The organism is Lysinibacillus sp. NPDC093190, assembly GCF_050280425.1.
In the GTDB taxonomy this organism is placed as follows: Bacteria; Bacillota; Bacilli; order Bacillales_A; family Planococcaceae; genus Lysinibacillus.
The window spans coordinates 1-26,046 of the sequence record NZ_JBNNVG010000020.1 but is presented as its reverse complement, the minus strand read 5'-3'; the positions used below and the strand labels follow the sequence as shown (position 1 = coordinate 26,046).

General features: G+C 37.7%; 27 protein-coding genes. 23 read left to right on the top strand and 4 right to left on the bottom strand.

What is annotated here, in order from left to right; translation table 11 throughout:
* Positions 1–29: 29 nt before the first annotated feature.
* A complete protein-coding gene (locus ACQKOF_RS15875) occupies positions 30–1,577 on the top strand; it encodes a fatty acid--CoA ligase family protein (RefSeq protein ID WP_427558923.1) in 1,548 nt (515 codons plus the stop codon).
* Positions 1,578–2,085: 508 nt separating this feature from the next.
* Positions 2,086–2,733, top strand: a complete 648-nt coding sequence (locus ACQKOF_RS15870) for a VTT domain-containing protein (protein ID WP_427559102.1) — start codon at positions 2,086–2,088, stop codon at positions 2,731–2,733.
* A gap of 85 nt (positions 2,734–2,818) precedes the next feature.
* On the opposite strand, the gene ACQKOF_RS15865 is transcribed toward ACQKOF_RS15870, so the two are convergent.
* The 4 genes from ACQKOF_RS15865 to ACQKOF_RS15850 are packed head-to-tail and all read right to left on the bottom strand — an operon-like array spanning position 2,819 to position 5,496.
* Positions 2,819–3,523 (bottom strand): hypothetical protein, encoded by a 705-nt coding sequence (locus tag ACQKOF_RS15865; protein WP_427558920.1) that lies wholly within the window; start codon positions 3,521–3,523, stop codon positions 2,819–2,821.
* Entirely contained in the window at positions 3,520–4,248 is a 729-nt protein-coding gene (locus ACQKOF_RS15860; protein WP_427558917.1) for a hypothetical protein, read from the bottom strand. Before ACQKOF_RS15860 ends, ACQKOF_RS15865 begins: the two co-directional genes overlap by 4 nt.
* Positions 4,232–5,125 (bottom strand): ATP-binding cassette domain-containing protein, encoded by an 894-nt coding sequence (locus tag ACQKOF_RS15855; RefSeq protein ID WP_427558914.1) that lies wholly within the window; start codon positions 5,123–5,125, stop codon positions 4,232–4,234. The genes ACQKOF_RS15860 and ACQKOF_RS15855 overlap by 17 nt, the downstream gene beginning before the upstream one ends.
* Complete coding sequence (locus ACQKOF_RS15850; protein WP_370048365.1) at positions 5,122–5,496, bottom strand: GntR family transcriptional regulator; 375 nt, start codon at positions 5,494–5,496, stop codon at positions 5,122–5,124. Before ACQKOF_RS15850 ends, ACQKOF_RS15855 begins: the two co-directional genes overlap by 4 nt.
* A 370-nt stretch (positions 5,497–5,866) precedes the next feature.
* Here ACQKOF_RS15850 and ACQKOF_RS15845 point away from each other — a divergent pair, with 370 nt between their 5' ends.
* From ACQKOF_RS15845 to ACQKOF_RS15745, 21 genes are all read left to right on the top strand, one after another.
* On the top strand, positions 5,867–7,096 hold the full coding sequence (locus ACQKOF_RS15845) for an EAL and HDOD domain-containing protein (protein ID WP_427558910.1): 1,230 nt from the start codon (positions 5,867–5,869) through the stop codon (positions 7,094–7,096).
* A gap of 385 nt (positions 7,097–7,481) precedes the next feature.
* Positions 7,482–8,330, top strand: a complete 849-nt coding sequence (locus ACQKOF_RS15840) for a YitT family protein (protein ID WP_427558907.1) — start codon at positions 7,482–7,484, stop codon at positions 8,328–8,330.
* Between the two features lie 52 nt (positions 8,331–8,382).
* Complete coding sequence (gene cccB / locus ACQKOF_RS15835; protein WP_427558904.1) at positions 8,383–8,703, top strand: cytochrome c551; 321 nt, start codon at positions 8,383–8,385, stop codon at positions 8,701–8,703.
* Positions 8,704–8,961: 258 nt separating this feature from the next.
* Positions 8,962–9,906, top strand: a complete 945-nt coding sequence (gene hprK / locus ACQKOF_RS15830) for an HPr(Ser) kinase/phosphatase (protein ID WP_427558901.1) — start codon at positions 8,962–8,964, stop codon at positions 9,904–9,906.
* 49 nt (positions 9,907–9,955) lie between these two features.
* Positions 9,956–10,777, top strand: a complete 822-nt coding sequence (lgt, locus tag ACQKOF_RS15825) for a prolipoprotein diacylglyceryl transferase (RefSeq protein WP_427558898.1) — start codon at positions 9,956–9,958, stop codon at positions 10,775–10,777.
* A gap of 12 nt (positions 10,778–10,789) precedes the next feature.
* Positions 10,790–11,431 carry a pyrophosphatase PpaX gene (gene ppaX, locus ACQKOF_RS15820; protein WP_427558895.1) on the top strand — a complete coding sequence of 214 codons (642 nt, stop codon included), beginning with the start codon at positions 10,790–10,792 and terminating at the stop codon, positions 11,429–11,431.
* A gap of 4 nt (positions 11,432–11,435) precedes the next feature.
* Positions 11,436–11,978 (top strand): acyltransferase, encoded by a 543-nt coding sequence (locus ACQKOF_RS15815; protein ID WP_427558892.1) that lies wholly within the window; start codon positions 11,436–11,438, stop codon positions 11,976–11,978.
* A 1,036-nt stretch (positions 11,979–13,014) separates the two neighbouring features.
* Positions 13,015–14,187 (top strand): ATP phosphoribosyltransferase regulatory subunit, encoded by a 1,173-nt coding sequence (locus ACQKOF_RS15810; protein ID WP_427558889.1) that lies wholly within the window; start codon positions 13,015–13,017, stop codon positions 14,185–14,187.
* Positions 14,180–14,803, top strand: coding sequence for an ATP phosphoribosyltransferase (gene hisG / locus ACQKOF_RS15805; protein WP_370048380.1), 624 nt, complete (start codon positions 14,180–14,182; stop codon positions 14,801–14,803). The genes ACQKOF_RS15810 and hisG overlap by 8 nt, the downstream gene beginning before the upstream one ends.
* Before the next feature lie 54 nt (positions 14,804–14,857).
* Entirely contained in the window at positions 14,858–16,132 is a 1,275-nt protein-coding gene (hisD, locus tag ACQKOF_RS15800) for a histidinol dehydrogenase (RefSeq protein ID WP_427558885.1), read from the top strand.
* 4 nt (positions 16,133–16,136) lie between these two features.
* On the top strand, positions 16,137–16,736 hold the full coding sequence (gene hisB, locus ACQKOF_RS15795) for an imidazoleglycerol-phosphate dehydratase HisB (protein WP_053485806.1): 600 nt from the start codon (positions 16,137–16,139) through the stop codon (positions 16,734–16,736).
* Positions 16,733–17,365, top strand: a complete 633-nt coding sequence (hisH, locus tag ACQKOF_RS15790; RefSeq protein ID WP_427558881.1) for an imidazole glycerol phosphate synthase subunit HisH — start codon at positions 16,733–16,735, stop codon at positions 17,363–17,365. Before hisB ends, hisH begins: the two co-directional genes overlap by 4 nt.
* Positions 17,359–18,120, top strand: a complete 762-nt coding sequence (gene hisF / locus ACQKOF_RS15785; RefSeq protein ID WP_370048385.1) for an imidazole glycerol phosphate synthase subunit HisF — start codon at positions 17,359–17,361, stop codon at positions 18,118–18,120. The genes hisH and hisF overlap by 7 nt, the downstream gene beginning before the upstream one ends.
* A complete protein-coding gene (gene hisIE, locus ACQKOF_RS15780; RefSeq protein ID WP_427558877.1) occupies positions 18,117–18,734 on the top strand; it encodes a bifunctional phosphoribosyl-AMP cyclohydrolase/phosphoribosyl-ATP diphosphatase HisIE in 618 nt (205 codons plus the stop codon). The genes hisF and hisIE overlap by 4 nt, the downstream gene beginning before the upstream one ends.
* A gap of 90 nt (positions 18,735–18,824) precedes the next feature.
* Positions 18,825–20,348 (top strand): tetratricopeptide repeat protein, encoded by a 1,524-nt coding sequence (locus tag ACQKOF_RS15775; protein ID WP_427558874.1) that lies wholly within the window; start codon positions 18,825–18,827, stop codon positions 20,346–20,348.
* A 100-nt stretch (positions 20,349–20,448) separates the two neighbouring features.
* Complete coding sequence (gene trxB / locus ACQKOF_RS15770) at positions 20,449–21,393, top strand: thioredoxin-disulfide reductase (protein ID WP_427558871.1); 945 nt, start codon at positions 20,449–20,451, stop codon at positions 21,391–21,393.
* A gap of 648 nt (positions 21,394–22,041) precedes the next feature.
* Positions 22,042–22,509 (top strand): NUDIX domain-containing protein, encoded by a 468-nt coding sequence (locus ACQKOF_RS15765; RefSeq protein WP_427558868.1) that lies wholly within the window; start codon positions 22,042–22,044, stop codon positions 22,507–22,509.
* 9 nt (positions 22,510–22,518) lie between these two features.
* Positions 22,519–23,412: an RNase adapter RapZ gene (gene rapZ / locus ACQKOF_RS15760; RefSeq protein ID WP_370048394.1), complete on the top strand. Its 894-nt coding sequence runs from the start codon at positions 22,519–22,521 to the stop codon at positions 23,410–23,412.
* A gap of 4 nt (positions 23,413–23,416) precedes the next feature.
* Positions 23,417–24,400, top strand: a complete 984-nt coding sequence (locus ACQKOF_RS15755) for a gluconeogenesis factor YvcK family protein (protein WP_427558865.1) — start codon at positions 23,417–23,419, stop codon at positions 24,398–24,400.
* A 65-nt stretch (positions 24,401–24,465) separates the two neighbouring features.
* Positions 24,466–25,413: a DNA-binding protein WhiA gene (gene whiA, locus ACQKOF_RS15750; protein ID WP_053485815.1), complete on the top strand. Its 948-nt coding sequence runs from the start codon at positions 24,466–24,468 to the stop codon at positions 25,411–25,413.
* Positions 25,414–25,527: 114 nt separating this feature from the next.
* Positions 25,528–25,785 (top strand): HPr family phosphocarrier protein, encoded by a 258-nt coding sequence (locus ACQKOF_RS15745; protein WP_400726827.1) that lies wholly within the window; start codon positions 25,528–25,530, stop codon positions 25,783–25,785.
* Positions 25,786–26,046 lie beyond the last annotated feature (261 nt).

Below are 26,046 nucleotides of genomic sequence, written 5' to 3'. Positions count from 1 at the left end.
TCATTTTATACGATAAGGGGATGGTGTAATTGAATTTAGTTTCAAGTGTTCGTCAACAAGCATTAGAGCAACCGGATAAAATTGCGTATCATTTTATGGGGAAAGATACGACGTACGGTGAGTTTGAACACACAGTTGGTCGCTTTGCAAAGGGGTTACAAGATTTAGGGGTAGAAAAAGGGGACCATGTGGGGTTTTTACTCGGCAATACACCACATTATTTAATTGCGTTATATGCAACAATGCGTTTAGGAGCAACGGCAATTCCGATCAATCCAATCTATACACCGGATGAAATTTCGTATATTTTGCATAATGGTGATGTAAAAGCTGTTATTGCACTTGATGCACTTCTACCATTAGTAGAAATGGGTGTACATGCATTTCCAAAAGTAAAAACATTTGTTGTTTGTGAAACAACAGCAGATGTTGCTGAAAAAGTAACGACTTTATCCGAAGAGGCAAAGGCAAAAATACATTTATTTTCACAAGTAATTGCTAGTGCATCGGACTCTTTCCAACCAGTAGAAGTAGCTGATGATGATAATGCAATTATTTTATATACTTCAGGAACGACAGGTACTCCAAAGGGTGCAATGCTGACTCATAGAAATATCTATTCGAATGCACGAGATGTTGCGCATTATTTAGGCTATCAAGCAGATGATCGTGTTATTGCTACATTACCAGTTTTCCATGTATTTGCGTTAACTGTCGTTGTCAATGCACCTTTATTGAGTGGAGCAACGGTTTTACTTGAACCACGTTTTAGTCCAACTGAAATCTTTAAATTAACGAAGGAACAAAAAGCAACAGTCTTCGCTGGTGTGCCAACTATGTATAACTTCTTGTATCAATTACCTGAAAGCAACCCTGAAGATTTCTCAACAATACGTTTAGCGATTTCAGGTGGCGCGTCTTTACCGGTAGCACTATTACATAATTTCGAGAAGAAATTTAATGTGCGTGTTTCAGAGGGCTTTGGCTTATCGGAAGCTTCACCAGTAACGTGCTTTAACCCGTTGGATCGTGAGCGTAAGGCAGGTTCTATTGGGACGTCCATTTCCAATGTTGAAAATAGGGTGGTGGATGTTCATGGTCAAGAAGTGCCCGTTGGCGAAGTAGGGGAGCTAATTGTACGAGGGCCTAACGTTATGAAGGGCTATTATAAGTTACCTGAAGAAACTGCGATGGCTATACGTGATGGCTGGTTATACACAGGGGACTTAGCAAAAGTGGACGAAGAAGGGTACTTCTACATCGTTGACCGTAAAAAAGATATGATTATTGTAGGCGGATTTAACGTCTATCCAAGAGAGGTTGAAGAAGTACTCTTTGCTCATAATAATATCGTTGAAGCGGCAGTTATAGGTTACCCCGACCCTAACTTAGGTGAGGCAGTTCATGCATATGTTGTCTTAAAAGATGCAGAAGCAACTTCAACAGAAGACCTTCTCGCATACTGTGCAAAGCATATGGTGAAATACAAGGTTCCTAAAGTAATTGAGATTATCGATGAATTACCGAAAAATACGACAGGAAAAATTTTGCGTCGTACATTAAAAGAAAAAGTATAAGAAACAGCAGCTACTATTGAAAAATAGTAGCTTTTTTTATCCAGTATTAATGAACAGTCAGATTCACAGTTCAAGATTTAAGAGAAGCAATAAATATAGTGGGAGATCAACTGCCCGTAAAAGTTCTATTGATTAGGGGCAACATTTTATGTGCGAAAGCGTAGCAAACGTAGCGTTAGGAAGTTGGACACACAAACAGTTTCACGGGATGTGAGATTTTAGCTGGTGTTCCTCTAGTGAGGGATGAGGAACACCAACTGATTGAAGTTTTACTTTAGGCAAATATTACAGCAATGTAAAAAAGCATGGCCACTTATTTAAATAAGTTGAGTGTATATGTCTGGAAGTGATAAAATCAAACTTGTGAAATCTACATACTTTTTAAAGGCTTGTCATATAGTGAGGAAGAAGTAACACTATAGACAGTAAACAAGAATGGAACCCTTTGATGGTTAGCTACGTCAAAGCCTTTAGAAAATTTAATTGAAAGAGAGCATACGGAAAAATGATAGAACTCATCAAGGAGTTAATTAGTTTTATTATGCATATTGATGTGCATTTAGAAGAGATCATTCGTAAGTTTGGTAATTTGAGTTATTTCGTTCTATTTGCAATTGTTTTTGTTGAAACAGGTGTCGTAATTTTCCCATTCCTGCCAGGTGATTCATTGCTTTTTGCAAGTGGTACATTAGCAGCAGCAATGGGCGCATTTAATATGTGGATATTAATTCCCGTGTTTTTAGCGGCTGCAATTTTAGGGGATACGATGAACTATCATATTGGTCATAAAGTAGGGACATCCATTCCACCAAAGAGCTTCCTTGGAAGAGTCGTAAAAAAAGAACGTATGGAAGCAGCAGAAAAGTTCTTTAATAAACACGGTGGAAAAACGATTGTCATCGCGCGTTTTATGCCTTTCATCCGTACATTCATACCATTTGTTGCAGGGGCTAGTAAAATGAAGTATGGTTACTTCATCATGTATAATGTTGTAGGTGCAGTGTTATGGGTACTCAGCTGTACATTACTAGGTTATTTCTTTGGTAATATTCCTATTATTAAAAATAACTTCTCAACGGTTCTTATATTAATTATCTTGATTTCAGTTGTACCCGCTGTTATTGGTGCTATTAAATCAAAAACAAGTAGAAAATAAAAAAGGACAGTCTTAATGTGGTGAAAAATCACATAGGACTGTCTTTATTTTTTGCTCTCATTTATAGGTGATAAGCCGTTTTTTACTATTCTATATATTGTACAAGTCCTTGGGAATCTTCTAAATCTGTACTTCTTGGTATGTCGATAACTAAGACATTTGAATAGGAATAGTCCAAATTGAATCGTTCACGTTCTACCTCTCGATTAAAATCTAAGATACCTAATGTGGCTTTTATACGATAATAATTTACTTGTTGTTTAGAAAGAGATTCAATGAATAGCTGGTTCTGTGCCACGAATACATTAGGTAAAGGTACTTCATCTGAAAGATCGATACCATTTATTATGAAAGGAAATTGATAATACGTAACAAGAGCTTTCCCCACTTCAATATTGTCATTATAACGCTGTCGAATATTCAAGCTTAAATTATTGTTATCATTTATAACAACAGGCAATGTATCTCCATTAAAGTTAATTTCCCATGTTTTCTTTTTATAATCCTCAGTTAAATACGAAGAATCGTATTCTTGGTCATACTTTCGGATTTGATCCATTTTTTTCTCAATTTGTTTCATTTCTGAAGGAGAAAGCAGTGATATGTTTGATTCTGAAAAAAAGCTAATATATAGGAAGGCAGTTAGTCCAAGTGCGATATAACTAGTAATGCCAATCATAATACGCTTTGGTGTCCAAAATTTTTTAGTTTTTTTACCTAATTTACTTAGTAGAAAAAATGCCGCTACGAGCAGTAGTGGAATAAAAAACAAGGAAAATGTTGCTATCATTTACGAGACACCTCCGATTTATTAGCAATCCAAATAGTGAGGCTAAAGCACAGTGTAGCCACAAGCAAATAAAGAACACTAATCATAAGATTTGGTAACATCATTAGCGAACCAATGTTAATAGAATTGGGTGCCATAAAAATGTATATAAAGCTAAACAGTATAAAAGTCGATAGAAATACTTTTATAACTACGGGCCCCTTGAAGCTGGAGCCAAATAGTAAGCCGATTGCGCCAAATAAACAGATGCTACTGAAACATAATAGTAATATTGATGGTGAAATAAATAGATGGTCTAGTACAAAAGATTTCTTTTCTACTAACAAAATCTCTAATACTTGTAAATAGTAAGTCGAAATCATAAGGATAACTGCGATAAAACTGTATATAATCATGACCAATATATTTGCAATGGCGCTAGATGTCCGACTAGAAACAACGGATAAATCATCAATACGATATGCTTTTGTTGTAAAAAGAAGTGCAACAATAAATGCCCATATTGCTGAAATAATAAGAAATATATCGAGTGAATAAATAGAGAATTGGACATCTAAAATTCCAGACCCAGAACCATAAGATCCACTTCCAGAGCTAGATGTTAAAACACCAAAAATGATTAGTAAGATAATTAAGGAGCTAAGGGCAGAAATATTTAATTTTGCTTTCCATTTCACTTGTTTTATTACAATCGCTTTAAGGGAAATATTAGTCAAAGATTGCATCAATATCACTTCCTTTTTTACTTGTTAAATACTTGCACACTTCACTTGCGGTAAGGGACGATAGCATGATGCCTTTTGTTCGAAGTATTTCTTCTGAGACGAATAGTTTACTAGCATCTACTATAGCTGAGGTCATCCCTGCCACAATCTTTTGAGCGTAAACTTCCGTCTCAGAGAGTAGATCCGCAAGTGCATCACTTGGTCCGCTAAGTGATATGAGCTGTTCTTTAAATTCATCCATTGGCGCGTGGGCAATGACAGAGCCTTCATCTATCAATAAAATTTCTTCTAAAATAGATTCCATCTCTTGTAAATGGTGACTAGTAATTAAAAATGTTCGTGGAAAGGCGATATATTCCTTTAGGATCGCTCTGTAAAAATCCGTACGAATCGCTTCGTCCATACCATTCATTGGTTCATCTAAAATCGTTATGGCACAGCGACTTACTAATCCGTAAACAAGGTTAAAGGTTGCTAATTGACCCTTAGATAGTTGCTGATGCTTTGCTGTCAGATCTATCCCTGCATAATCGAGCATGCGATAAGCTAACTCATTTTGCCAATTAGGATAAAAATCAGCCCCCATCTTTAGAATATCTTTGAGCGATAAGTAATCTGAGAAGCTTAATCGATCATCGATAAAAATCATATTGGCAGCAGTTTGAATAATATTAAAGGGATTTTCATTAAACACTTTGCATGAACCAGTTGTAGGCTTTATATAGCCTGCAAAAATATTAAGTAATGTCGACTTACCAGCACCATTGCGACCAATAATACCGATAATTTTCTCTGCATCAATAGCGCAGGTTACGCGCTGTAGTGCATGACGGCGTCCAAAGCTTTTAGATAACTCCTCACATTGAATAATATTCATTCCAATCCCTCCTGTGTTTTTCGAATAAGCACTAGCAATTCTTCATCAGATACAAGTAAACGTTTTGCCTCTAATACGATTTCTTGTGCCATTTTCGTCAATATTTCGTTTCGACGTTTCATTAAAATCCGTTCCTTTGCATCCGTAGCGACAAACATACCTAACCCCCGTTTTTTATATAAAAGTTGCTCTTCAAGTAAAATTGTCAGCCCTTTACCAGCTGTAGCAGGATTTATATTGAATAATTCAGCTAGCTGGTATTGTGAATAGACCTTCTCGTCAGCCTGTAATCGATCGGCAATGATTTCGTGCTGTAGCCATTCAGCAATTTGAATATAAATCGGTGTTGTACCATCTAGATGAACGTGCATCGAAAAACCCCCTTTCATTCCAATGTAACATAGTGCATTAGTGTTGTAATGTACTATAAAAGCAAAATTGGTAAATGTCAATAGGATATGAATTTTTTTGCAGAAGTATTTAAAAGGGATTCAGTGGAAAAGAAATAAATGAAATATGAGTAATTTGGAGTTTTAGATAATTCATCACCGAAAGTTGGTATTAAAGAGCATAAGTTGGTTGGAGTGAAGTGGGATGACTCTTTGGGGATAGTGTCACAAAAGTGATGTTAATTAATGTTAGAAGAGGCATTTAGACAGTTACTTGAATGATAAGCAGAGAGTAATGAAAGATGCTATAATATTAATTACTAGATAATGGAGAAATGAGGGAGGCGACGAAATGGAAGTATTTATCGGCAGACAGCCTATTTTTAACCTTCATGAACAAGTCATTGCGTATGAATTATTATATCGTAGCAAAAACGTGAATGCTTTTCCGATGGTCGATTCAGATGCTGCAACAATCGATGTACTAGTAAACTCATTTCTTTCGATTGGCATTGAAGAGGTAACAAAAGGAAAACCTAGTTTTGTTAATTTTACAGAAAACTTACTGAAGAGTCCCTTAAATGAATATTTAAATCCATCGCAAGTTGTTATTGAGATTTTAGAAGATGTCCCTATTACACCTCGGTTAGTCGAGAGAGTCATTGAGCTGAAATCATATGGGTTTAAAATTGCATTAGATGATTTTATTTTGGATGATGAGGTACAAGTATATGATGAGTTATTTACGTATATCGATTTTATAAAAGTTGACTTTTTATTGTCACCATTACTTGAGCGAATGGAAATTGAAAATAAAGTGAAAGAAAATTTTCCTCACATAAAATTACTAGCTGAGAAGGTCGAGACACGAAATCAATTTGAAGTGGCAAAGCATTCTGGCTATGAATTATTTCAAGGCTATTTTTTTGAACAACCTCAAATCATTACAGCAACTGATATACCTGCTAATACTATTCAATATTTATATATTATTACGCTATTAAAAGAAGAGGAACCGAATATACAGTTATTAGCTGATAATATTGAGCGTGATATTTCACTAACATATAAATTATTGCAAATGATTAATAATTCAGAGATGCGTTCTAAATCCAAGGTTCGTTCGATAAAGCAAGCGATTATATTACTCGGTGTTTCAAATTTACGAAAGTGGATTTATTTATTGGCGATGCGAGAAATGGATATGAATGCTGATAATGATCTTTTTAAAGAAGTCATGCGTACATCATTATTTAGAGCAAAAGTATGTGAGAAATTAGCCAAACTTTCCTATAAGAAAAACTTCTCTGAATATTTTTTAGTTGGGATGTTTTCATTGATAGACACTTTGTTGCAAAGACCTCTGACTGTTATTTTACAGCAGCTACCTTTTTCAGAAGACATAACAGAAACAATTTTAGGTAATCAAACTGAAATGACACCTTATCTGGATTTCAGTATTGCGTTAGGCAAATTAGATTGGTCTACTTTAGAAAAATTAGCTCCTCAGCTCAATATGGATTTCACAAATATTGATCTTATATACAATGAAGCAATGGAGTGGGCAGAAAAGTCTTTATAATAACAAGAGCCAATCATAGCGTGGGGTTGATTTCCGTTCCGACTGGGCGCTTTGTTGCTGTCGCTTCGCTGCAGGGTCTCATCTGTGACGCTGATCGCCCAGTCTCCACTCCAATCAACTAAGCCACATTACATACGTTTTAATAAAATGGCATCTGCAACTTCCAGTGATGAACTAGAGAATAAGAAATAAGCTATCTAAAATTTGCTCTTTAAGGTAGCTTATTTTTTTGTGTTTTCAAATTAATTGTCATAAGTGTAATACATAATGCAAATTATAAAAATACATGTTCCCTTCATCAAGACGAAGTTCTCAATGCGAAAACTATTTGCTATAATCATCTCGTCTTTAAAAAATTCTGATAGTTGAAGTGGGCGTGGGGGAAATGAATCAAATTCATGATGTAAGGGAAAGCATTATGGAGTATTTGTACGTTATAGTAGGAGCGGCAATTATTGCTATTGGCTTCAATGTATTTTTACTACCAAATCAAGTAGCTTCTGGCGGAGTAAGCGGGATTAGTACAATTTTACACGGCTTATTTGGTTGGAATCCTGGTTTTGTACAATATGCATTCAATATTCCATTATTTATAGCAGGTGTATTATTTCTTGGGAAAAAATTTGGAATCAAATCGTTTATTGGAACAATAACATTACCGTTTATTGTATTACTAACGAACAGTTGGGGGCCTTGGACAGATAATCCTTTACTCGGTGCGCTTTTTGGGGGAATTGTTGTCGGTATAGGAATAGGACTTGTCTTTAAGGGGAATGCTTCTACTGGTGGCACTGATTTATTGGCGCAAATTATTACAAAATATACCGGAATATCGCTTGGTACAAGTGTACTTTTAATTGATGGGATTATCGCAATTAGTGCAGCAATTGTTTTTGACTTAGAGAAAGGTTTGTATGCCCTGATTGGACTTTATGTCACTACAAAAACGATTGATATTATTCAGCTCGGCTTTAGTCAGTCTAAAATGGTTTACATTATTACGATGAAACAAGATGAAGTACGTGATGCCATTTATGCCGAGATCGATCGAGGCGTGACAAAGTTGTCTGCTATAGGTGGATATACAGGGGAAGCACGACCAGTACTGATGGTTGTTGTTTACCAAACAGAGTTCACAAAGCTGAAACAACTCATTAAAAACGTTGACTCATCAGCGTTTGTGATCGTTTCTAATGCTTATGAGGTGTTAGGAGAAGGTTTCAAACGTGCATAATTTTGGTATAATGTCGGGGAAAGATAATTATTTACTTTGAGGAGGGGCCCTAATGAAAAAGGCAATATTAACATTAGCGATTGGTTCAGCAATCTTCTTAGCTGCTTGTGGCGGAGGTAAAACAACTTCAACTGAAGGTACAAAAACTGCTGCTTCAGATGGCGAAACAATTGCTATGAAATCTTGTATCTCTTGCCATGGTGGCGAGCTACAAGGCCAAAATAATGCACCACAAATTAATAATGCTGGTTCTCGTTTTTCTGAAGCAGAAATTTTAGATATTATTAAAAATGGTAAAGGTACAATGCCTCCTGGTATTGTCAAAGGTGCAGATGCAGAAGCAGTTGCCAAATGGTTAGCTACTCAAAAATAAAAAGATCATGAAACTAGCGGGCTGGAGAACCGCTAGTTTTTTATATTTTATAGAAATATTTTAGTCATGCAGACAGAGTGTAAATATATTTCTTTTATACTTAGACATGCTAAAATAAGGTGGAACTGCAATCAGTAAGCTGATTGTTAGTTATACCAATCGGGCGTTTACAGACAGTTAATTCAATGATAAGTGGAGAATTACTGATGTTAATGCGATAAAATATATTCAATTCCTTTGAATGGAGGCTACTAAACATTGGTCGTAGTATTAACAAGAGACGTTATGGAGAAATTTAAGTTAGAACTTTTAGCTGGTGAAGAAGGAATAGGAAGAACGATTGTTACTAGTGATATTTCAAGACCAGGGCTCGAGATGGCGGGGTATTTTACGCATTATCCTGCAAATCGAGTACAATTGCTAGGAAAAACAGAACTTTCTTTTTTTGAAATGCTACCTGCAAATGTGAAACTGGAGCGCATGCGTCTTCTATGTTCGCAAGATACACCAGCTATTATTACTTCTCGTGATTTAGAAGTACCTAAGGAACTTATACAAGCATCCAATGAAAAACATGTACCTGTATTTAAAACACATATGACAACAACGAAATTTTCGAGTAGGCTAACTAACTATTTAGAAGGTCGCTTAGCACCAATGACTGCTGCTCATGGAGTTTTAGTTGATGTATACGGCATCGGTGTGCTAATTATCGGAAAAAGTGGTGTAGGGAAAAGTGAAACAGCACTTGAGCTTGTCAAGAAGGGGCACCGTTTAGTGGCTGATGATTGTGTGGAGATCCGTCAGGAATCAGAGAATTTTTTAATTGGGAGTCCACCTCCTCTTTTAGAACATTTGCTCGAAATTCGAGGTATTGGTATTATCGATATTATGACACTCTTTGGAGCAAGTGCGGTACGACCGTACAAACGTATCACATTAGTTATCGAATTAGAAATATGGGATCCAGAAAAAGTATATGATCGTCTAGGTTTAGAGGAAGAAAAAATGAAAATCATTGATACGGAATTAACAAAGTTAACGATTCCTGTAAGACCTGGACGTAACGTGTCTGTTATTATTGAAGTAGCAGCAATGAATTATCGTTTGAAAAAGATGGGTGTTAATGCAGCTGAGGAGTTTTCTAGACGATTAGATGAGGTAATCTCATCTACAGATGAGTTGGATGATTATTCATTTTGATTAGGATTCAATTGCAAATGCAATGAATTGATTTTGAGAGGAGTATAAGATGGACTTAGTATTATTACAAATTAATCCGATCGCTTTCCATTTAGGACCTATCCCTGTTCGTTGGTATGGGTTACTAATCGTATCGGGTATTATTTTAGCTTATATTGTAGGGCAAAGAGAGGCTGTTAAGAGAGGCTTACCCGAGGATTTTCTTGCGGATTTATTACTATGGGCTGTTCCTATATCCATAATATGTGCACGTATTTACTATGTTACGATGCGTTGGGATTATTATAGTGAAAACCCTGGGAAGATTATTGAAATTTGGAATGGTGGTATCGCTATTCACGGTGCTCTTATTGGTGCATTTTTGACAGCTTACATATTCACTCGTAGAAGAAATATTAGCTTTTTACGAGTAGCGGATATTGCGGCACCGAGTATTTTAATTGGACAAATAATTGGCCGATGGGGCAATTTTATGAACCAGGAAGCTTATGGTGGTCCAGTATCACGTGGATTTTTAGAACATCTAAGGCTGCCGGATTGGATTATTAATCAAATGTATGTCGAAGAATTAGGGACATATGTACATCCTACTTTTTTATATGAATCCGTCTGGAACTTTATTGGGCTAATTATTTTATTAGTTTTACGCAAAGTAAATTTAAATCGTGGTGAAATATTCTTCGGCTATTTAATTTGGTATTCAATCGGTCGCTTCTATATAGAAGGTATGCGTACAGATAGCCTATATTTAGTAGGGAATTTACGCTCAGCTCAGGTTGTTTCGATAATAGGTATTGTTGTGGGTCTTGGTGCAATTATTTACCGACGTATAAAAGTAAAACCCGCAGTAAAGTATTTAGATAATAAATAAGGGGTGCAAAGCATGGTTGTAAAGGCATTACTATTTGATTTTGATGGTACATTACTCAATACAAATGATTTAATCATTCAAACGTTTATGCATGTTTTAAACGAGCGATTTCCCGGGCAATATTCGCCAAAAGATTGCCTGAAATTCCTCGGGCCGTCCTTAAAACAGACATTTAGTGACATCGCTCCTGGTGAAGAGGATGCAATGATTGTTAAATATCGTGAATATAATGAATTACATCACGATGAGCTTGTCACTCAATATCCTAATGTTGTATCAACTTTAGAGCAATTAAAGGCTATGCGTATCAAACTAGCGATTGTGTCTACAAAGCGTAATGGGATGATTGACCGTGGTCTATCTGTACTTGGTGCAAGTCATTTATTTGATATCCGTATTGGCACGGATGATGTGAAAAATGTAAAGCCTGATCCAGAGCCAGTTTTGCTTGCACTTGAACGCCTTGGTGTAAACAAGGAAGACGCGATTATGATTGGTGACAATTCCCACGATATTGAGGCAGGACACAACGCTGGAGTTAGAGCAGCCGGTGTCGCATGGGCTTTTAAAGGTGAGGAATACTTACAGCAATTCAAGCCGGAATATATGTTGCATCATATGACGGATTTATTTGAAATTGTGAAAGCGGGGTAAGTAAATGGCACGTAAAACAGAACGCTACCGTGTCGAAGGAGCAAACTCGCTTTGGAATATTTATGATACGGTGTCCTTTTGGAAGGTGATGAAGTGTTTCGTTGTCATTCAAATTGGACGCTTCACACCATTTTTACGTGTGAAAAACTGGTTGTATCGAACTTTATTAAAAATGGAAATTGGTGAGCAAACTTCCTTAGCTTTAATGGTCATGCCAGATACGATGTTTCCAGAACGTATCCATATCGGTGACAATACCGTTATAGGCTTCAATACGACTATTTTGGCGCATGAATATTTAATAGAGGAATATCGTCTGGGAGATGTTCATATTGGTAACGAAGTGATGGTTGGTGCCAATTCAACGATACTACCAGGTGTTACGATAGGTGACGGTGCGATTGTGTCAGCTGCAACCCTTGTCCATAAAGATGTGCCAGCTGGCTGTCTAGCAGGCGGTAATCCTATGCAAATTATTTATACAGCTGAACAAATGGCGGAGCGCAAACGCAATGAAGTAGTAGAATGGTGCACGCCTAAAAAATAATAATACCTACACTGTGCATGCTTTGCTATGCACAGTGTTTTTTTGCTGTTGAAAAACTATTGTAACAATGAAATTAAAGTATGACTCTCTAGCAAAACGAGGTGTTGATTTCCGTTCCTGAGCGACATACGTTTTAACAAAATGTCATCCAACTTTTGAGTTTTATCGGAACACTTTTACGTTTTATCGCCCAACTTTTGAATTTTATCGATTAACTTTCACGTTTTATCGCCCAACTTTTGAATTTTATCGACATCCACCTGCCAAAGAGCAAAAAAGGATTCATACACAAACTGTGTGTGAATCCTTTTACTTTATTATGTCGCCAAGTCTCCATGCCAATCAACCATTTCACATAGCATGTATCCTCTGACATGTCGTTTTATAGCAAAAGGATTTCATCTGATGCGAAAGCGAAGCGGTAACAACAAATGTACAATTACGTCACTGTTTTAATCTATTCAATTATGGTGCGTTGCCAGGGCGTTCACTTTTGAAATGCATAAATTTTATAAAAGTTCTCCACTATGCTTGATTGGAGTGGAAGGCTACTCGAGCGCTCCTGTCGCTTCGCCTTCGTCGCAGAGCAAAGCTTCCCGCAGTGAAAGCAAGGCAGGCGAGACCCTGTACGAAGCAGATGTTTTCTGTGCGAAAGCGTAGCGGCAACAACAAAGCGGAGGAAGCGGCTCGACGCTCGCCCACAGGAAAGCGAGTAGCCTGGAACGGAAATCACCCTCATTTAAAGTGCTACAACATTCACAAAGATTTCCTTGACCATTTTCTTTTTCAATACTATGACACTGTGCGCAGTTTTTTTAGATTTGAACGTAATCTAAGTGGGGAAAAGCTTGCTCTGTTGAATAAAGTTTCAATTTATTTATTTTCAAGTATAATTAACAGAATAATCAGTATTGAAATTATTCGATAATTTAAACGTAGTTGCATTGACTAGCAAGAAGAAATAAGTTAGAATTCTTTCATAATCTAATTCTCTAACACTCTAGTGAGTTAAAGTGAAACGCGAGGAAGTGTCAAAATGTCGTCGATTAAAATGTTTGAGAAACCACTTGGAATGCGCGATACATTTCCGCAAATATTTGAAAAGGTAGAGGCTGTAAGAAATACAGGGCGAGACTTTTTATACAGAAGAGGCTATGAATTTATTAAAACGCCTGCAGTAGAGTATTTTGATACAGTCGGTAAAGCATCAGCAATAGCCGATGCGCATTTATTTAAATTAGTAGATAGCCAAGGCAACACGTTAGTACTACGACCTGATATGACAACACCGATTGCACGTGTAGCAACATCAAAATTATTAAAAGAGATGATACCCATACGCCTCGCTTATTTTGCTAGTGTCTTTCGCGCACAAGAAGCGGAAGGTGGACGCCCAGCAGAATTTGATCAGATGGGGATTGAGTTAATTGGAGATAATTCTGTATTTGCTGATGCTGAGGTTATTGTTACGGCAATGGAGTTATTAAAGCAATTTGGATTAACGAAATTTAAAGTGACGATCGGTCATGCAGGTATATTAAATTGTATTTTACAAGATTATACAGAAAGTGTTGAACAACAAAGTATACTTCGGACACTACTTGTGCAACGCAATTATGTAGGGTTTGAGGAAGCAGTAGAATCATTTGATTTACCTAAAACAAAATCCGATGCATTATTGCAATTCATTGAAGAAGCTATGAATTTAAAAGAAATACAAGATATTGAAAAATATGTGCGGAAAAATGACGCATTAGAATATATGCAACAGCTCAATAAACTACTTGAAATGGCAGACTTAGCGGATTATGTAGCCTTTGATTTTACACTTTCTAGTCACATGAGCTATTACACAGGCATGTTATTTGAAGTGTTTGCAACCGGCAGTGGCTTTCCATTAGGTAATGGGGGACGCTATGACGGATTGCTGGAGGTATTTGGCTCAAAAGTAGGTGCTACAGGTTTTAGTATTCGCGTTGATCGCCTATTAGAAACAATTGATGGGCAATCTGATGAACGACAAGATGCTACAGTCGTGCTATTTGAGGAAGAACAATTTGAAACGGCTCTTGCAAAGGTACAGATGCTACGAGCAACTGGTAAACAGGCTACCTTACAGTTAAGGAGTAGCCTAGTCGATGAAGCAGCTTTTTTAGCACACTTTACAGAAGTAGTTGTTGTGGGACAGGAGGACGTTGACGGTGAATGAATTAACGATTGCTATGCCGAAGGGACGCATTTTTGACGAGGCATATCAGATGCTTTTAGAAGCTGGCTTTAATTTACCAGAAGAAGTCGAAATGTCCCGTAAATTAATGCTTGAAATTCCAGAAGAGAAAATTCGTTTTATATTAGCAAAGCCAATGGATGTTCCTGTTTATGTTGAGCATGGTGTAGCGGACATTGGTATTGCTGGTAAAGATGTTTTGTTAGAACAGCAACGAGAAGTGCATGAATTACTGGATTTAAAAATAAGTACTTGTTATATCGCATCAGCAGGCTTACCTAATACGACGATGAATGAAATTGCACCGAGAATAGCGACAAAATATCCTAATATTGCAATGAAATATTATAAGGGTATTGGAGAGCAGGTTGAAATTATTGAGCTAAATGGATCGATTGAATTGGCGCCCATGATTGGCTTAGCAGATCGAATTGTCGATATTGTTTCAACAGGCCGGACGCTGAAAGAAAATGGCTTAGTGGAGTATGAATTTATTACAGACGTATCATCACGATTAATTGCCAACCCAGTAAGTTATCGCATGAAGAGTGACCGTATTATCGATCTTGTGAAACGTTTAAAAAAATGCGTTAAATAAAAATGTCTACTGTCTGGAAGAGGCACATTCCTAGATTTAAAGGAGATTAATCCTATGAAAATAACAAAGCTAGCAAAAGGTATTTCCTTAAAGCGACCACTTGAAGGTGGAAATGAAGAACAGTTAAAGGTTGTGCGTCAAGTATTGGCAGATGTTCGTGCACAAGGTGACGCAGCCATTCGTGTTTATACAGAAAAATGGGATGGCTTTGCCCCTGATCATTTACGCGTAACGAAGGAAGAAATAGAAGAGGGCGCAAATTCAATTGATCAACAGCTTTATGATGATTTAACAGAGGCTGCCCAAAATATTCGCTTTTATCATGAACAGCAAAAACGTTCAGGTTATCGCTTAGAACTAAAAGATGGTTCATGGCTTGGGCAACGAATTACTGCGCTCGATGCAGTAGGTCTTTATGTTCCTGGCGGTACAGCAGCATACCCATCGTCAGTCTTGATGAACGTTATTCCTGCACAAGTTGCTGGTGTTAAACGCATTGTTATTACATCTCCAGCAGGTCGCGATGGAAAATTACCTCCAGGTGTACTTGCTGCAGCCCGGATTTTAGGAGTAGATGAAATATATAAAATCGGTGGAGCTCAGGCGATTGCAGCTCTTGCATATGGCACAGAGACAATTTCTCCAGTTGATAAAATTACAGGTCCGGGAAATATCTTTGTAGCATTAGCAAAACGTGAAGTATTTGGTGAGGTAGCGATTGATATGATTGCAGGTCCAAGTGAAATTGCAGTGTTAGCAGACGACACAGCATTTGCTGATGAAATCGCGGCTGATCTTTTATCACAGGCTGAGCATGATAAATTGGCTTGTGCCATTTTAGTGACGACTTCTGAGCAATTGGCTAAAAAAGTAGCTGACGAAGTGGAGAAACAATTAATGACTTTACCGCGTGAAGAAATAGCACGTGCATCTATAGAAAACTTTGGTGCCATTTATGTGGCTGAAACGATGGCAGATGCCATAGATGCAATTAATTCGCTAGCGCCTGAGCATTTAGAAATTGTCACAAAAAATGATGAGGCTGTAGCTGAACAAGTACGACATGCAGGTGGTATTTTCATCGGTCGTTATAGCTCTGAACCAGTTGGTGATTACTTTGCAGGGACAAATCATGTGCTGCCGACGAATAGCACTGCACGCTTTGCAAGTGGCTTAAACGTTGATGATTTTGTGAAAAAATCGAGCGTCGTCTTTTATAGTGAAAAAACTTGGGCAAAAAATGCACCGAAAATTGCACGTCTAGCACGTATGGAAGGCCTAGAGGGCCATGCACGTGCAGTTGAATCGCGTGGGTGGGAAAAGGAGTAGTACAATGACTGAAAAGAAACGGTATGCAAAAGTTGAACGTACAACAAATGAAACTCAAATTTCGGTAGCCATCGATTTAGATGGTGAAGGAAAGGCGGATATTAAAACGGGTGTTGGCTTTATGGATCACATGCTTGATCTATTTATCAAACATGGGCTTTTTGATGGGACGATACAAGCGAATGGTGATACATATATAGACGATCATCATACAACAGAAGACCTCGGAATTGTATTAGGCCAAGCCATTCGTGAAGCGCTCGGTGATAAAAAAGGAATAAAGCGTTACGGCACGGCATTTGTGCCAATGGATGATGCGCTTGCACAGGTCGTTGTTGATTGCTCGAATCGTCCGCACTTAGAATATCGTGTGCCACAGTTGAAGGAAAAGGTCGGTAGCTTCGATACTGAATTAGTACATGAATTTTTGTGGAAGTTTGCACTTGAAGCCCGGATGAATGTTCATGTCATCGTACCTTATGGCCATAATACACATCATATTATTGAAGCTATTTTTAAGGCGTTAGCACGTGCCATTGACGCAGCAGTGGAAATTGATCCACGTGTTAAAGGTGTACCATCGACTAAGGGGCTGTTAACGTGAAAATAGGTGTTATTGATTATGGAATGGGGAATTTATTTAGTGTTGAACAGGCATTAAAACGACTTGGCTGTGAGGTTGTTGTCACGGCTAACGAAAAAGTGCTAGATGCAACAGATGCACTGCTGCTTCCTGGTGTTGGGGCATTTCCAGATGCCATCAAACGTTTAGCTGAAACGAATTTAGATCGATATTTACTCAAGGTGAAAGCTGAAAATCGACCACTTCTCGGAATTTGCTTAGGAATGCAATTATTATTTGAGCAAAGTGAAGAAGTGGCCCCAACGAAAGGTCTAGGCTTTTTTAAAGGAAGTATTAAACGATTTAGTGGTGACAACACTGGGCAGAAGTATCGAGTGCCGCATATGGGATGGAATGAGCTCGTAGTGACAAAGCGTCCTTCATGGTTAAAGGGTGAGGTATCGGCAAAGCATGTTTATTTTGTGCACTCATTTTATGCAACTGATATCGAAGAAACGGAGCTTGTCGCTTATGCCGCTTATCATGGAATTAAGGTTCCTGGCATTGTTGCAAATGGCTCTGTAACGGGAATGCAGTTCCACCCCGAAAAGTCAGGTGAACTAGGTGTGTATTTATTAGAGCAGTGGTTGAAGGGGGTGGCATCATGTTAACAAAGCGCATTATTCCATGTCTTGATGTGAAAGAGGGGCGTGTTGTAAAAGGTGTACAGTTTGTATCGTTACGTGATGCGGGTGACCCAGTAGAGCTTGCCAAGTTTTATGATGAGCAAGGGGCAGATGAGCTTGTGTTTCTAGATATCTCGGCATCACATGAAGGACGTGAAACAATGGTTGATGTCGTACGGCAAACTGCAGCTACATTAGCAATTCCATTTACAGTAGGTGGTGGAATTCGTACATTAGATGATATGAAACGCATTTTACGAGCAGGTGCCGATAAAGTATCGGTGAATACTTCTGCTATAGAGCGACCGGAGCTCATTAAAGAAGGTTCTGACTTTTTTGGCTCGCAATGTATTGTTGTAGCTATTGATGCCCGCTATAGTGAGGCAGATGCCACATGGATGGTTTATACGCATGGAGGTCGAAACAAAACAACATGGCGAGCAACTGAATGGGCAAAGGAAGCGGTTCGCTTAGGTGCCGGTGAAATTTTATTAACGAGTATGAATCAGGACGGTGAGAAATCCGGTTTTGATTTAGCATTAACAAAAGCTGTGAGAGAGGCTGTGACAGTTCCTGTTATTGCAAGTGGCGGTGCAGGGAATGCCGAACACTTTTACGAGGTATTAGCTGAAGATGTCGATGCAGATGCAGCACTTGCCGCATCCATATTCCATTATAAAGAAACGAGCGTAGCACAAGTAAAAGAATACTTACGTGAAAAAGGAGTGACAGTAAGATGATTGACGGCATTAAATTTGATGATAAGGGTCTTGTCACTACGGTTGTACAAGATGCTAATACAAAAGAAGTACTAACGGTAGCGTATATGAATAAAGAATCACTAGAGAAAACACTTGAATCGGGAGAAACATGGTTCTTCTCACGTTCACGTCAAGAGCTCTGGCACAAAGGGGCAACAAGTGGTCATACACAAAAAGTCGTGACTATCAAGGCTGACTGTGACGGTGACGCATTAGTTGTGGAAGTAATTCCTACTGGCCCGGCTTGTCATAATGGAACAACTTCTTGCTTTACGGAAATCATTCAGCAAAATGCCGAGGTCGGGTCTGTTGAGATTATTTCGAAACTTGTAAATGTCATTGGAAAGCGTGAGCAAGAAATGCCAGAAGGGGCGTATACTACATATTTATTCGATAAAGGAATCGATAAAATTTGTAAAAAAGTTGGAGAAGAAGCAACTGAGGTTGTCATAGGTGCAAAAAATCGCGATGCAGAAGAAGTAAAATGGGAAGCTGCTGATTTAATTTATCATCTACTAGTGTTACTACAAGAACAAAAAGTAAGTGTTTATGACGTCTTACATGTGTTAGAAAAACGTCACGAGGAGAAATAACGGCAAATTGCTTATTGTATGGTATAATAGAAGTTACTGTGTAAAGGAACGTATGATACGTTCCTTATTTCTTGTTTCGGAGGAAATATATTGGAAAAGAAACGTCAAAAAGAGAATCAAACGAATATAGTGTCGTTCATTCCAACAGGCGACTATTATTATAAAAAATCAATTCAAGCAATGAATAGCGGACAAATGAATAAAGCCTATAAATATTTACAGCGAGCAGTTGATTTAAGCCCTGATGATCCAATGATTTTATTGCAATTAGCGATAATAGAGTTAGAGGGTCAACGTTTCGAGGAAGCGTATGATCTTCTTCGACGTGCCTATCAGATAGATAAAGACAATCCAGAAATTATTTTTTACATGGCAGAGGTATCAGGATGTATCGGCATCATACATGATGCTAAACGCTTTGCAGAGCAATATTTACAAATAGAGCCAGAGGGTGCCTATGCAGATGAAGCTGCTGAGATATTAGAGTTTGTTGACTTTGAGCAGGATGATTTTGAGGAGCTTGAAGGTTCTGCTGAAGATTTATATCGGCAGGAACAGGCGAGACGTTGTATGGAAAAGGGAGATTTCCCTGAAGCTATTAAGATTCTAGAAGACTTAATTGAAGATACACCAGATTTTTGGTCAGCTTATAACAACTTAGCCCTTGCCTATTTTTATGTTGGTGAAGCAGAACAGGCGAAGGCTCTGCTAAACACTGTATTGCGTGAAAATAAGGGGAATCTACATGCACTATGTAATTTAACGGTTATCGCATACTATGAAAAAAATGAAGAAGATTTAAAAGATCTTTTAGAAGTACTTGTGAAAATTCAGCCATACTTATGGGAACATCGCTACAAGCTGGGTGCAACATTAGCGCTAGTTGGACAATATGATGTAGCATTTAAATGGTTGCGTAGCATGCAAAAAAGAGGCTATGTAGGCGATGCTGGCTTTTACTTTTGGCTATCACATGCAGCTTATTTTTCAGGACATGAAGTAATTTCAAAGAGTACATGGGAGCAGCTACTTGAGCTAGATCCCGATAAAGAAGGCTTCGAACCTTGGCGTCAAGAAGAAAACACGTATTCCCTTGATGCATTAGAACATGACCGTGATTATATTGTAGATAAGCTAGAGAGCGATTATACAAGTGAACGGATATTTGGCTTATTTTTACTAAGCTGTACAGCACATAAACAGGAAATTATTGCGCACCCAAAATGGATAAACGTTGAACAATTCAATGCGTATGAAAAGCTATTCCTAGCTTATGTACTAGGACATCAATTTGATATGAAAAACAAAGTAGAGGCTAGCTTTATACGAGCAGTAAGTGTGCCAGAAATATTACTAGAACAGTATGGTAAGCTTACGACTTTAATTGCACCAATGTTCCAAATGTGGTTTGTGCTTTGTGAGCAAGCATTAATAAATAATTATCGTTTTACAAATCCAGCGGCTATTGCAGGAGCAAATGATTATTTATTCCGTTCTTCCCGAATGCTCAAGGTTACAAAAAAGGAGATAGCTCAGCAATACGGAGTATCAGTGTCTACTTTATCGAAGTATATTGATGAAATTTTAAAGTTTTTACCAGACACTCATAATTAGACCGTGAGCAACATAGTTGAATAACTTTTTACTTTCACATACGATGAACATACTAAAGTTATTATAAAAAAGTAAAAAATCTGTTTAGGGGGAAATATTTATGTCAGAAGAAAAAATTTATGATGTTGTAATAATTGGTGCAGGTCCGGCTGGTATGACTGCAGCAGTTTATACATCACGTGCCAACCTTTCAACTTTAATGATTGAACGTGGTATCCCTGGCGGACAAATGGCAAGTACAGAAGAAGTAGAAAACTATCCAGGATTTGATACAATTTTAGGGCCTGAGCTGTCTACAAAAATGTTCGATCATGCTAAGAAATTTGGTGCAGAATATGCGTATGGCGATGTAACTGAAATTATTGATGGTGAGGAATATAAAACAATAAAATCAGGTACTAAAGAATATAAAACACGAGCAATCATTATTTCTACAGGTGCAGAGTATAAAAAAATGGGCGTGCCTGGCGAAAAAGAACTTGGAGGCCGTGGTGTCAGCTATTGTGCAGTATGTGATGGTGCATTCTTCAAGCAAAAAAATCTTGTTGTCGTAGGTGGCGGGGATTCTGCTGTTGAAGAAGGCGTTTATTTAACTCGCTTTGCTGATAAAGTAACAATTGTGCACCGTCGTGATAAATTACGTGCACAAAAAATTCTCCAAGATCGTGCCTTTGCTAACGAAAAAATTGATTTCATTTGGAATGCAACAGTCAAAGAAATTAATGAGGCTAATGGTAAAGTTGGAAGTGTAACATTACAATCAACTATAGATGGTACAGAATCTGATTTTGATACTGACGGCGTATTTGTATACATTGGTATGCTTCCGTTAACAAAACCATTTGAGTCTCTAGGTATTTTAAATGATGCTGGTTATATTTTAACAAATGATACTATGGAAACAACAGTACCAGGAATCTTCGCAGCTGGGGATGTACGTGAAAAATCACTTCGTCAAATCGTTACAGCGACAGGCGACGGAAGTGTTGCAGCACAAGCAGTACAGCACTATGTGGAAGAATTATTAGAAAAAATTAATGCTTAAAGTGGATCATTGCTAAAGGCAGTTTCATCACCAGCGTTGTGGATGACATTTTTTTGAAATGTATGTCATTTATATAAGTTGATTGGAGTGGAGACTGGGCGACTCCTCGGGGAATAGCGTCACAGATGAGACCCTGCAGCGAAGCGAAGCGGCTCCTCGGACGCCCTCCGAAAGCTTTGCTCTGTGCGAAAGCGAAGCGTCAGCAATTGTTTTATCTGTGCGAAAGCGTAGCGACAGCAACAACAAAGCGCCCGGTCGGAACGGAAATCAACCACACGTTACGGTGATTAGCCCAAGATCGTTATTTTAAGGAAAAAAATACAATTTTAATACGGTCTTAATATAGTTGTAACTTGAATGACATATAAAAGGTGTAATATATAAATTGTAATTAGCAATCCCCCTTTTATTTTGTTGAGTAGGTTGTTTCCGCCAAATAAGGTGGAGCAACCTATTTTTGTTGTAAACGAAAGTTTTGATTTTTTATGGCGGAGTTTCATATGTTTGAGTAGAGGTAAAAAAACATGTTTCCTACATGTATCGATGAAGTTAAAATCGTAATGCACCTAAAGTTTAGAATTGAGGACAAACCTTGTTTGGTCTTGCTATAATAAAAGGTAGAATGCAAAAGAGATTAGAGGTGTGCCTATGCAAAGAATTGCAAATTTAATAGCCGTAAAAGACGGTCAAATGTTATTACTTCAGAAGCCGAGACGTGGCTGGTACGTAGCTCCTGGCGGTAAAATGGAGAGCGGTGAGTCGATTTATGAGGCTGCTGTCCGTGAGTTTCAAGAAGAAACAAATGTCACCCCTATAAATGCTCATTTAAAGGGTGTTTATACGATGGTTATTAAAGAAAATAATGAGGTAGTGGACGAATGGATGCTTTATACATTTGTAGCAAAGGATATAGAAGGAGTACCGTTTAAAGAAACTAGAGAAGGCAAACTTGCATGGCACCCAGTAGAGGATTTAAAACATTTGCCAATGGCTGAAGGTGATCGAACAAACTTACAATTTGCTATCTCACAATCAGGCATTCAGTACGGTACATTCGAATACACAACTGATTTTGAATTACTTCATGAGAAAATACAAATATCAATCGAACAATAAAGGAGCTGAATGACAGTGGTGGTTGAAGGCCCAAAAGGTACACATGAATTGGTTATTATTACAGGAATGTCTGGAGCTGGGAAAACAGTAGCTATTCAGAGCTTTGAGGATTTAGGGTATTACTGTATTGATAATTTACCACCAGCGTTACTCACAACATTTTTAACCCTACTAAGGGATTCGGGTAAAAATATTACACGTATAGCAGCTGTCATGGATATGCGTGGTGGCGACTTTTTTGATTCTCTTATTGGCGCCCTCGACCATATACTTAAAGAAGGCGATATAGTTGCACGAATTTTATTTTTAGATGCAGATGATGCAACTTTAGTTAGACGTTATAAAGAAACAAGACGTGCACATCCATTAGCTGTAAATGGTTTGCCATTAGATGGCATTAAACAAGAACGTAAGCTTTTATCAGAAGTAAAGGGTCGCGCTAAATTTGTCTATAATACATCTAATATGAAGCCTAAAGAGCTACGTGAAAAAATAGCTAAAGAATTTGCCAGTGATGCTGATAATATTTTCTCAGTGAATATTATGTCTTTTGGATTTAAGCATGGTATGCCGATTGATGCCGACTTAGTATTTGATGTCCGTTTTTTAAAAAACCCATATTATGTAGAAGAGTTACGCCATAAAACGGGTTTACAAACTGAGGTATCTTCTTATGTTCTGGCACTTGAAGATACGCAAACACTCATTCAAAAACTTACGGATTTATTTGAATTTATGATTCCCCTCTATAGACAAGAGGGCAAATCACAACTTGTCATTGCTTTTGGATGTACTGGCGGACAGCATCGTTCGGTAACATTAGCAGAGTATTTTGGGGCATATTTAGCTGGAAAGGAAAACACGGTTATTACGCATCGTGACATCAATCGTAGAAAGGATTGAGTGAATGGGAAAGAAGCGAACAAAGCTTGTTGTAATTGGTGGTGGTACAGGGCTTTCTACATTATTACGAGGGCTTAAGCATCACCCATTTGATATTACTGCAATTGTGACAGTAGCAGATGATGGTGGTTCTTCAGGACGCTTACGAGATGACTATGATATTCCACCACCAGGTGATGTCCGCAATGTGATCGCGGCGTTATCGGATGTTGAACCGCTTGTAGAGCAAATGTTTCAATATCGATTTTCAGCATCGGAAGATTTACGTGGTCATTCATTGGGTAATTTAATGCTGACTGCTTTAACAGATATTACCGGGGACTTTAACCATGCTATTAGTGAAATGGGCAAGGTATTAAAGGTTCATGGCCGTGTCATACCAGCAGCTAATAAAAAGATAAATTTACATGCAGAGCTTGAGGACGGTTCAATCATTGAAGGTGAATCTAAAATTCCCATGGCTAAAGAACGAATTAGTCGAGTTTTTTTAGTGCCTGAAAATGTGAAACCGTTACCAGAAGCTATTCGAGCAATCAATCGTGCTGATTATATATTAATTGGCCCAGGAAGTTTATATACAAGCATTATTCCAAACCTTCTTGTAAAAGAAATTGGGAAAGCTGTTGTTAAGGCTACAGGGAGAAAAATTTACGTTTGTAATTTAATGACTCAAAAAGGTGAAACCAATTCCTATACAGCAGGTGATCATGTTAAAGCTTTATACAAGCATGTTGGAGACTCCTTCATTGATTCTATTTTAGTGAATAATGAAAAACTCCCTCATCCTGTAAAAGAGCTTTATAAGGAAGAGTTTGCTGAGCCAGTAACATTTGACGTTGCAAAGCTCGAAAGTATGGGATTAGAGGTTATTAAACGGGATATTGCCACGATTCGCCCAGATGGGACGGTTCGTCATAATGCGGCAAACGTTGCAAAATGGCTTGTAGATTACGCGAATATCTATGAACAAGAAGTTAGTGAATTATAAAGCACTTATTGTATATGATAAGATGGACATATACATAGAACAAAAGGTTGAAAGGAGGGCGTGATATGTCTTTTGCTTCTGAAACGAAAAAGGAATTAACTCAAATAGAAGCGGACAATCATTGTATGAAAGCAGAAGTATCTGCCCTAATTCGTATGAATGGTTCATTATCCTTTGCTAATAAACAGTTAAGCTTAGACGTACAAACTGAAAACGCTGCAATCGCAAGAAGACTTTATACGATTATGAAAAAGCTGTATCCGTATAATGTAGAGTTACTTGTTAGAAAAAAGATGCGTTTGAAAAAAAATAACGTATATATTTGCCGTGTAAGAGAAGGTGCGCGTGAGCTACTAATCGATTTAGAAATCATCTCAGACGACTTTCAATTTAATCATACTATTTCTCGGGAGCTCATTAAAAAGAGTGGTCAAAAAAGAGCGTATTTACGAGGCGCATTTTTAGCGGGTGGCTCTGTCAACAACCCAGAAACATCAGCCTACCATTTAGAAATTTATTCATTATATAAAGAGCATGGCGAGGCTTTAATGGATTTGATGAATGAATTCGAGCTAAATGCAAAAACAATTGAACGAAAAAAAGGCTTTGTTACTTATTTAAAAGAAGCGGAAAAAATTTCTGATTTCCTTAATATTGTTGGAGCTCATCAAGCAATGATGAAGTTCGAAGACGTTCGCATATTGCGAGACATGAGAAATAGTGTTAATCGCATTGTTAACTGTGAAACAGCGAACTTAAATAAAACAATAGGTGCAGCATTACGTCAGGTAGAGAATATCCGATTTATTGAAAATTCAATAGGACTAGATCAATTACCAGAAAAACTTCGTGAAATTGCACGACTACGAGTAGAATATCAAGATGTAACGCTAAAAGAACTTGGCGAAATGGTATCAAGTGGGACGGTTAGTAAATCAGGTGTCAATCATCGATTACGGAAAATCGATGAGATTGCCGATGCATTAAGAAGCGGTGAAAAAATTGGTGGTTGAATTTTCATACTTTTCAGGTATGAATGTGATGCGTAATCGCGTATTGTTCTTTTGCTAGTAAGTAAGGTAAGATAAAAATAATAAGATGAACGGTAGTAAAGGAGAGTTTTAAGAATGACCGAGAGAAGAGTCCATGTAAAATTAAAATTAGGACTACAAGCTAGACAAGCAGCATTATTTGTCCAAGAAGCAAATCGTTTTAGCGCAGATATCTTTCTTGAGAAAGAAGAGAAAAAAGTAAATGCTAAGTCCATTATGGGTGTTATGAGCTTAGCCATTGCAAAAGGAACAGAGGTCGTACTTAGTGGCGATGGCAACGATGCTGAGCAAGCGGTTACAGCATTAGCAGCACTAATCGAAAAAGAAGATTAAAAAACTTATGATGCAAAGACTGTCCAAACAGGTAAAATTTACATGTTGGGCAGTTTTTTTGCGCTTTAGCACAGAAAATAGGTCCTGTCATTTAATTTAAAATAATGGTTCTATAATATTTGTTGGGGTATTCACATAATTCCACGCATAAAAAAAGCACAGATTTACCGATTTATATATACTTGAATTGTCGAAAAACAAGTAATAGAAAGGTGAACTGTGCAAATGAATTTTAACATGAATATCCCAGGATTAAAAGAT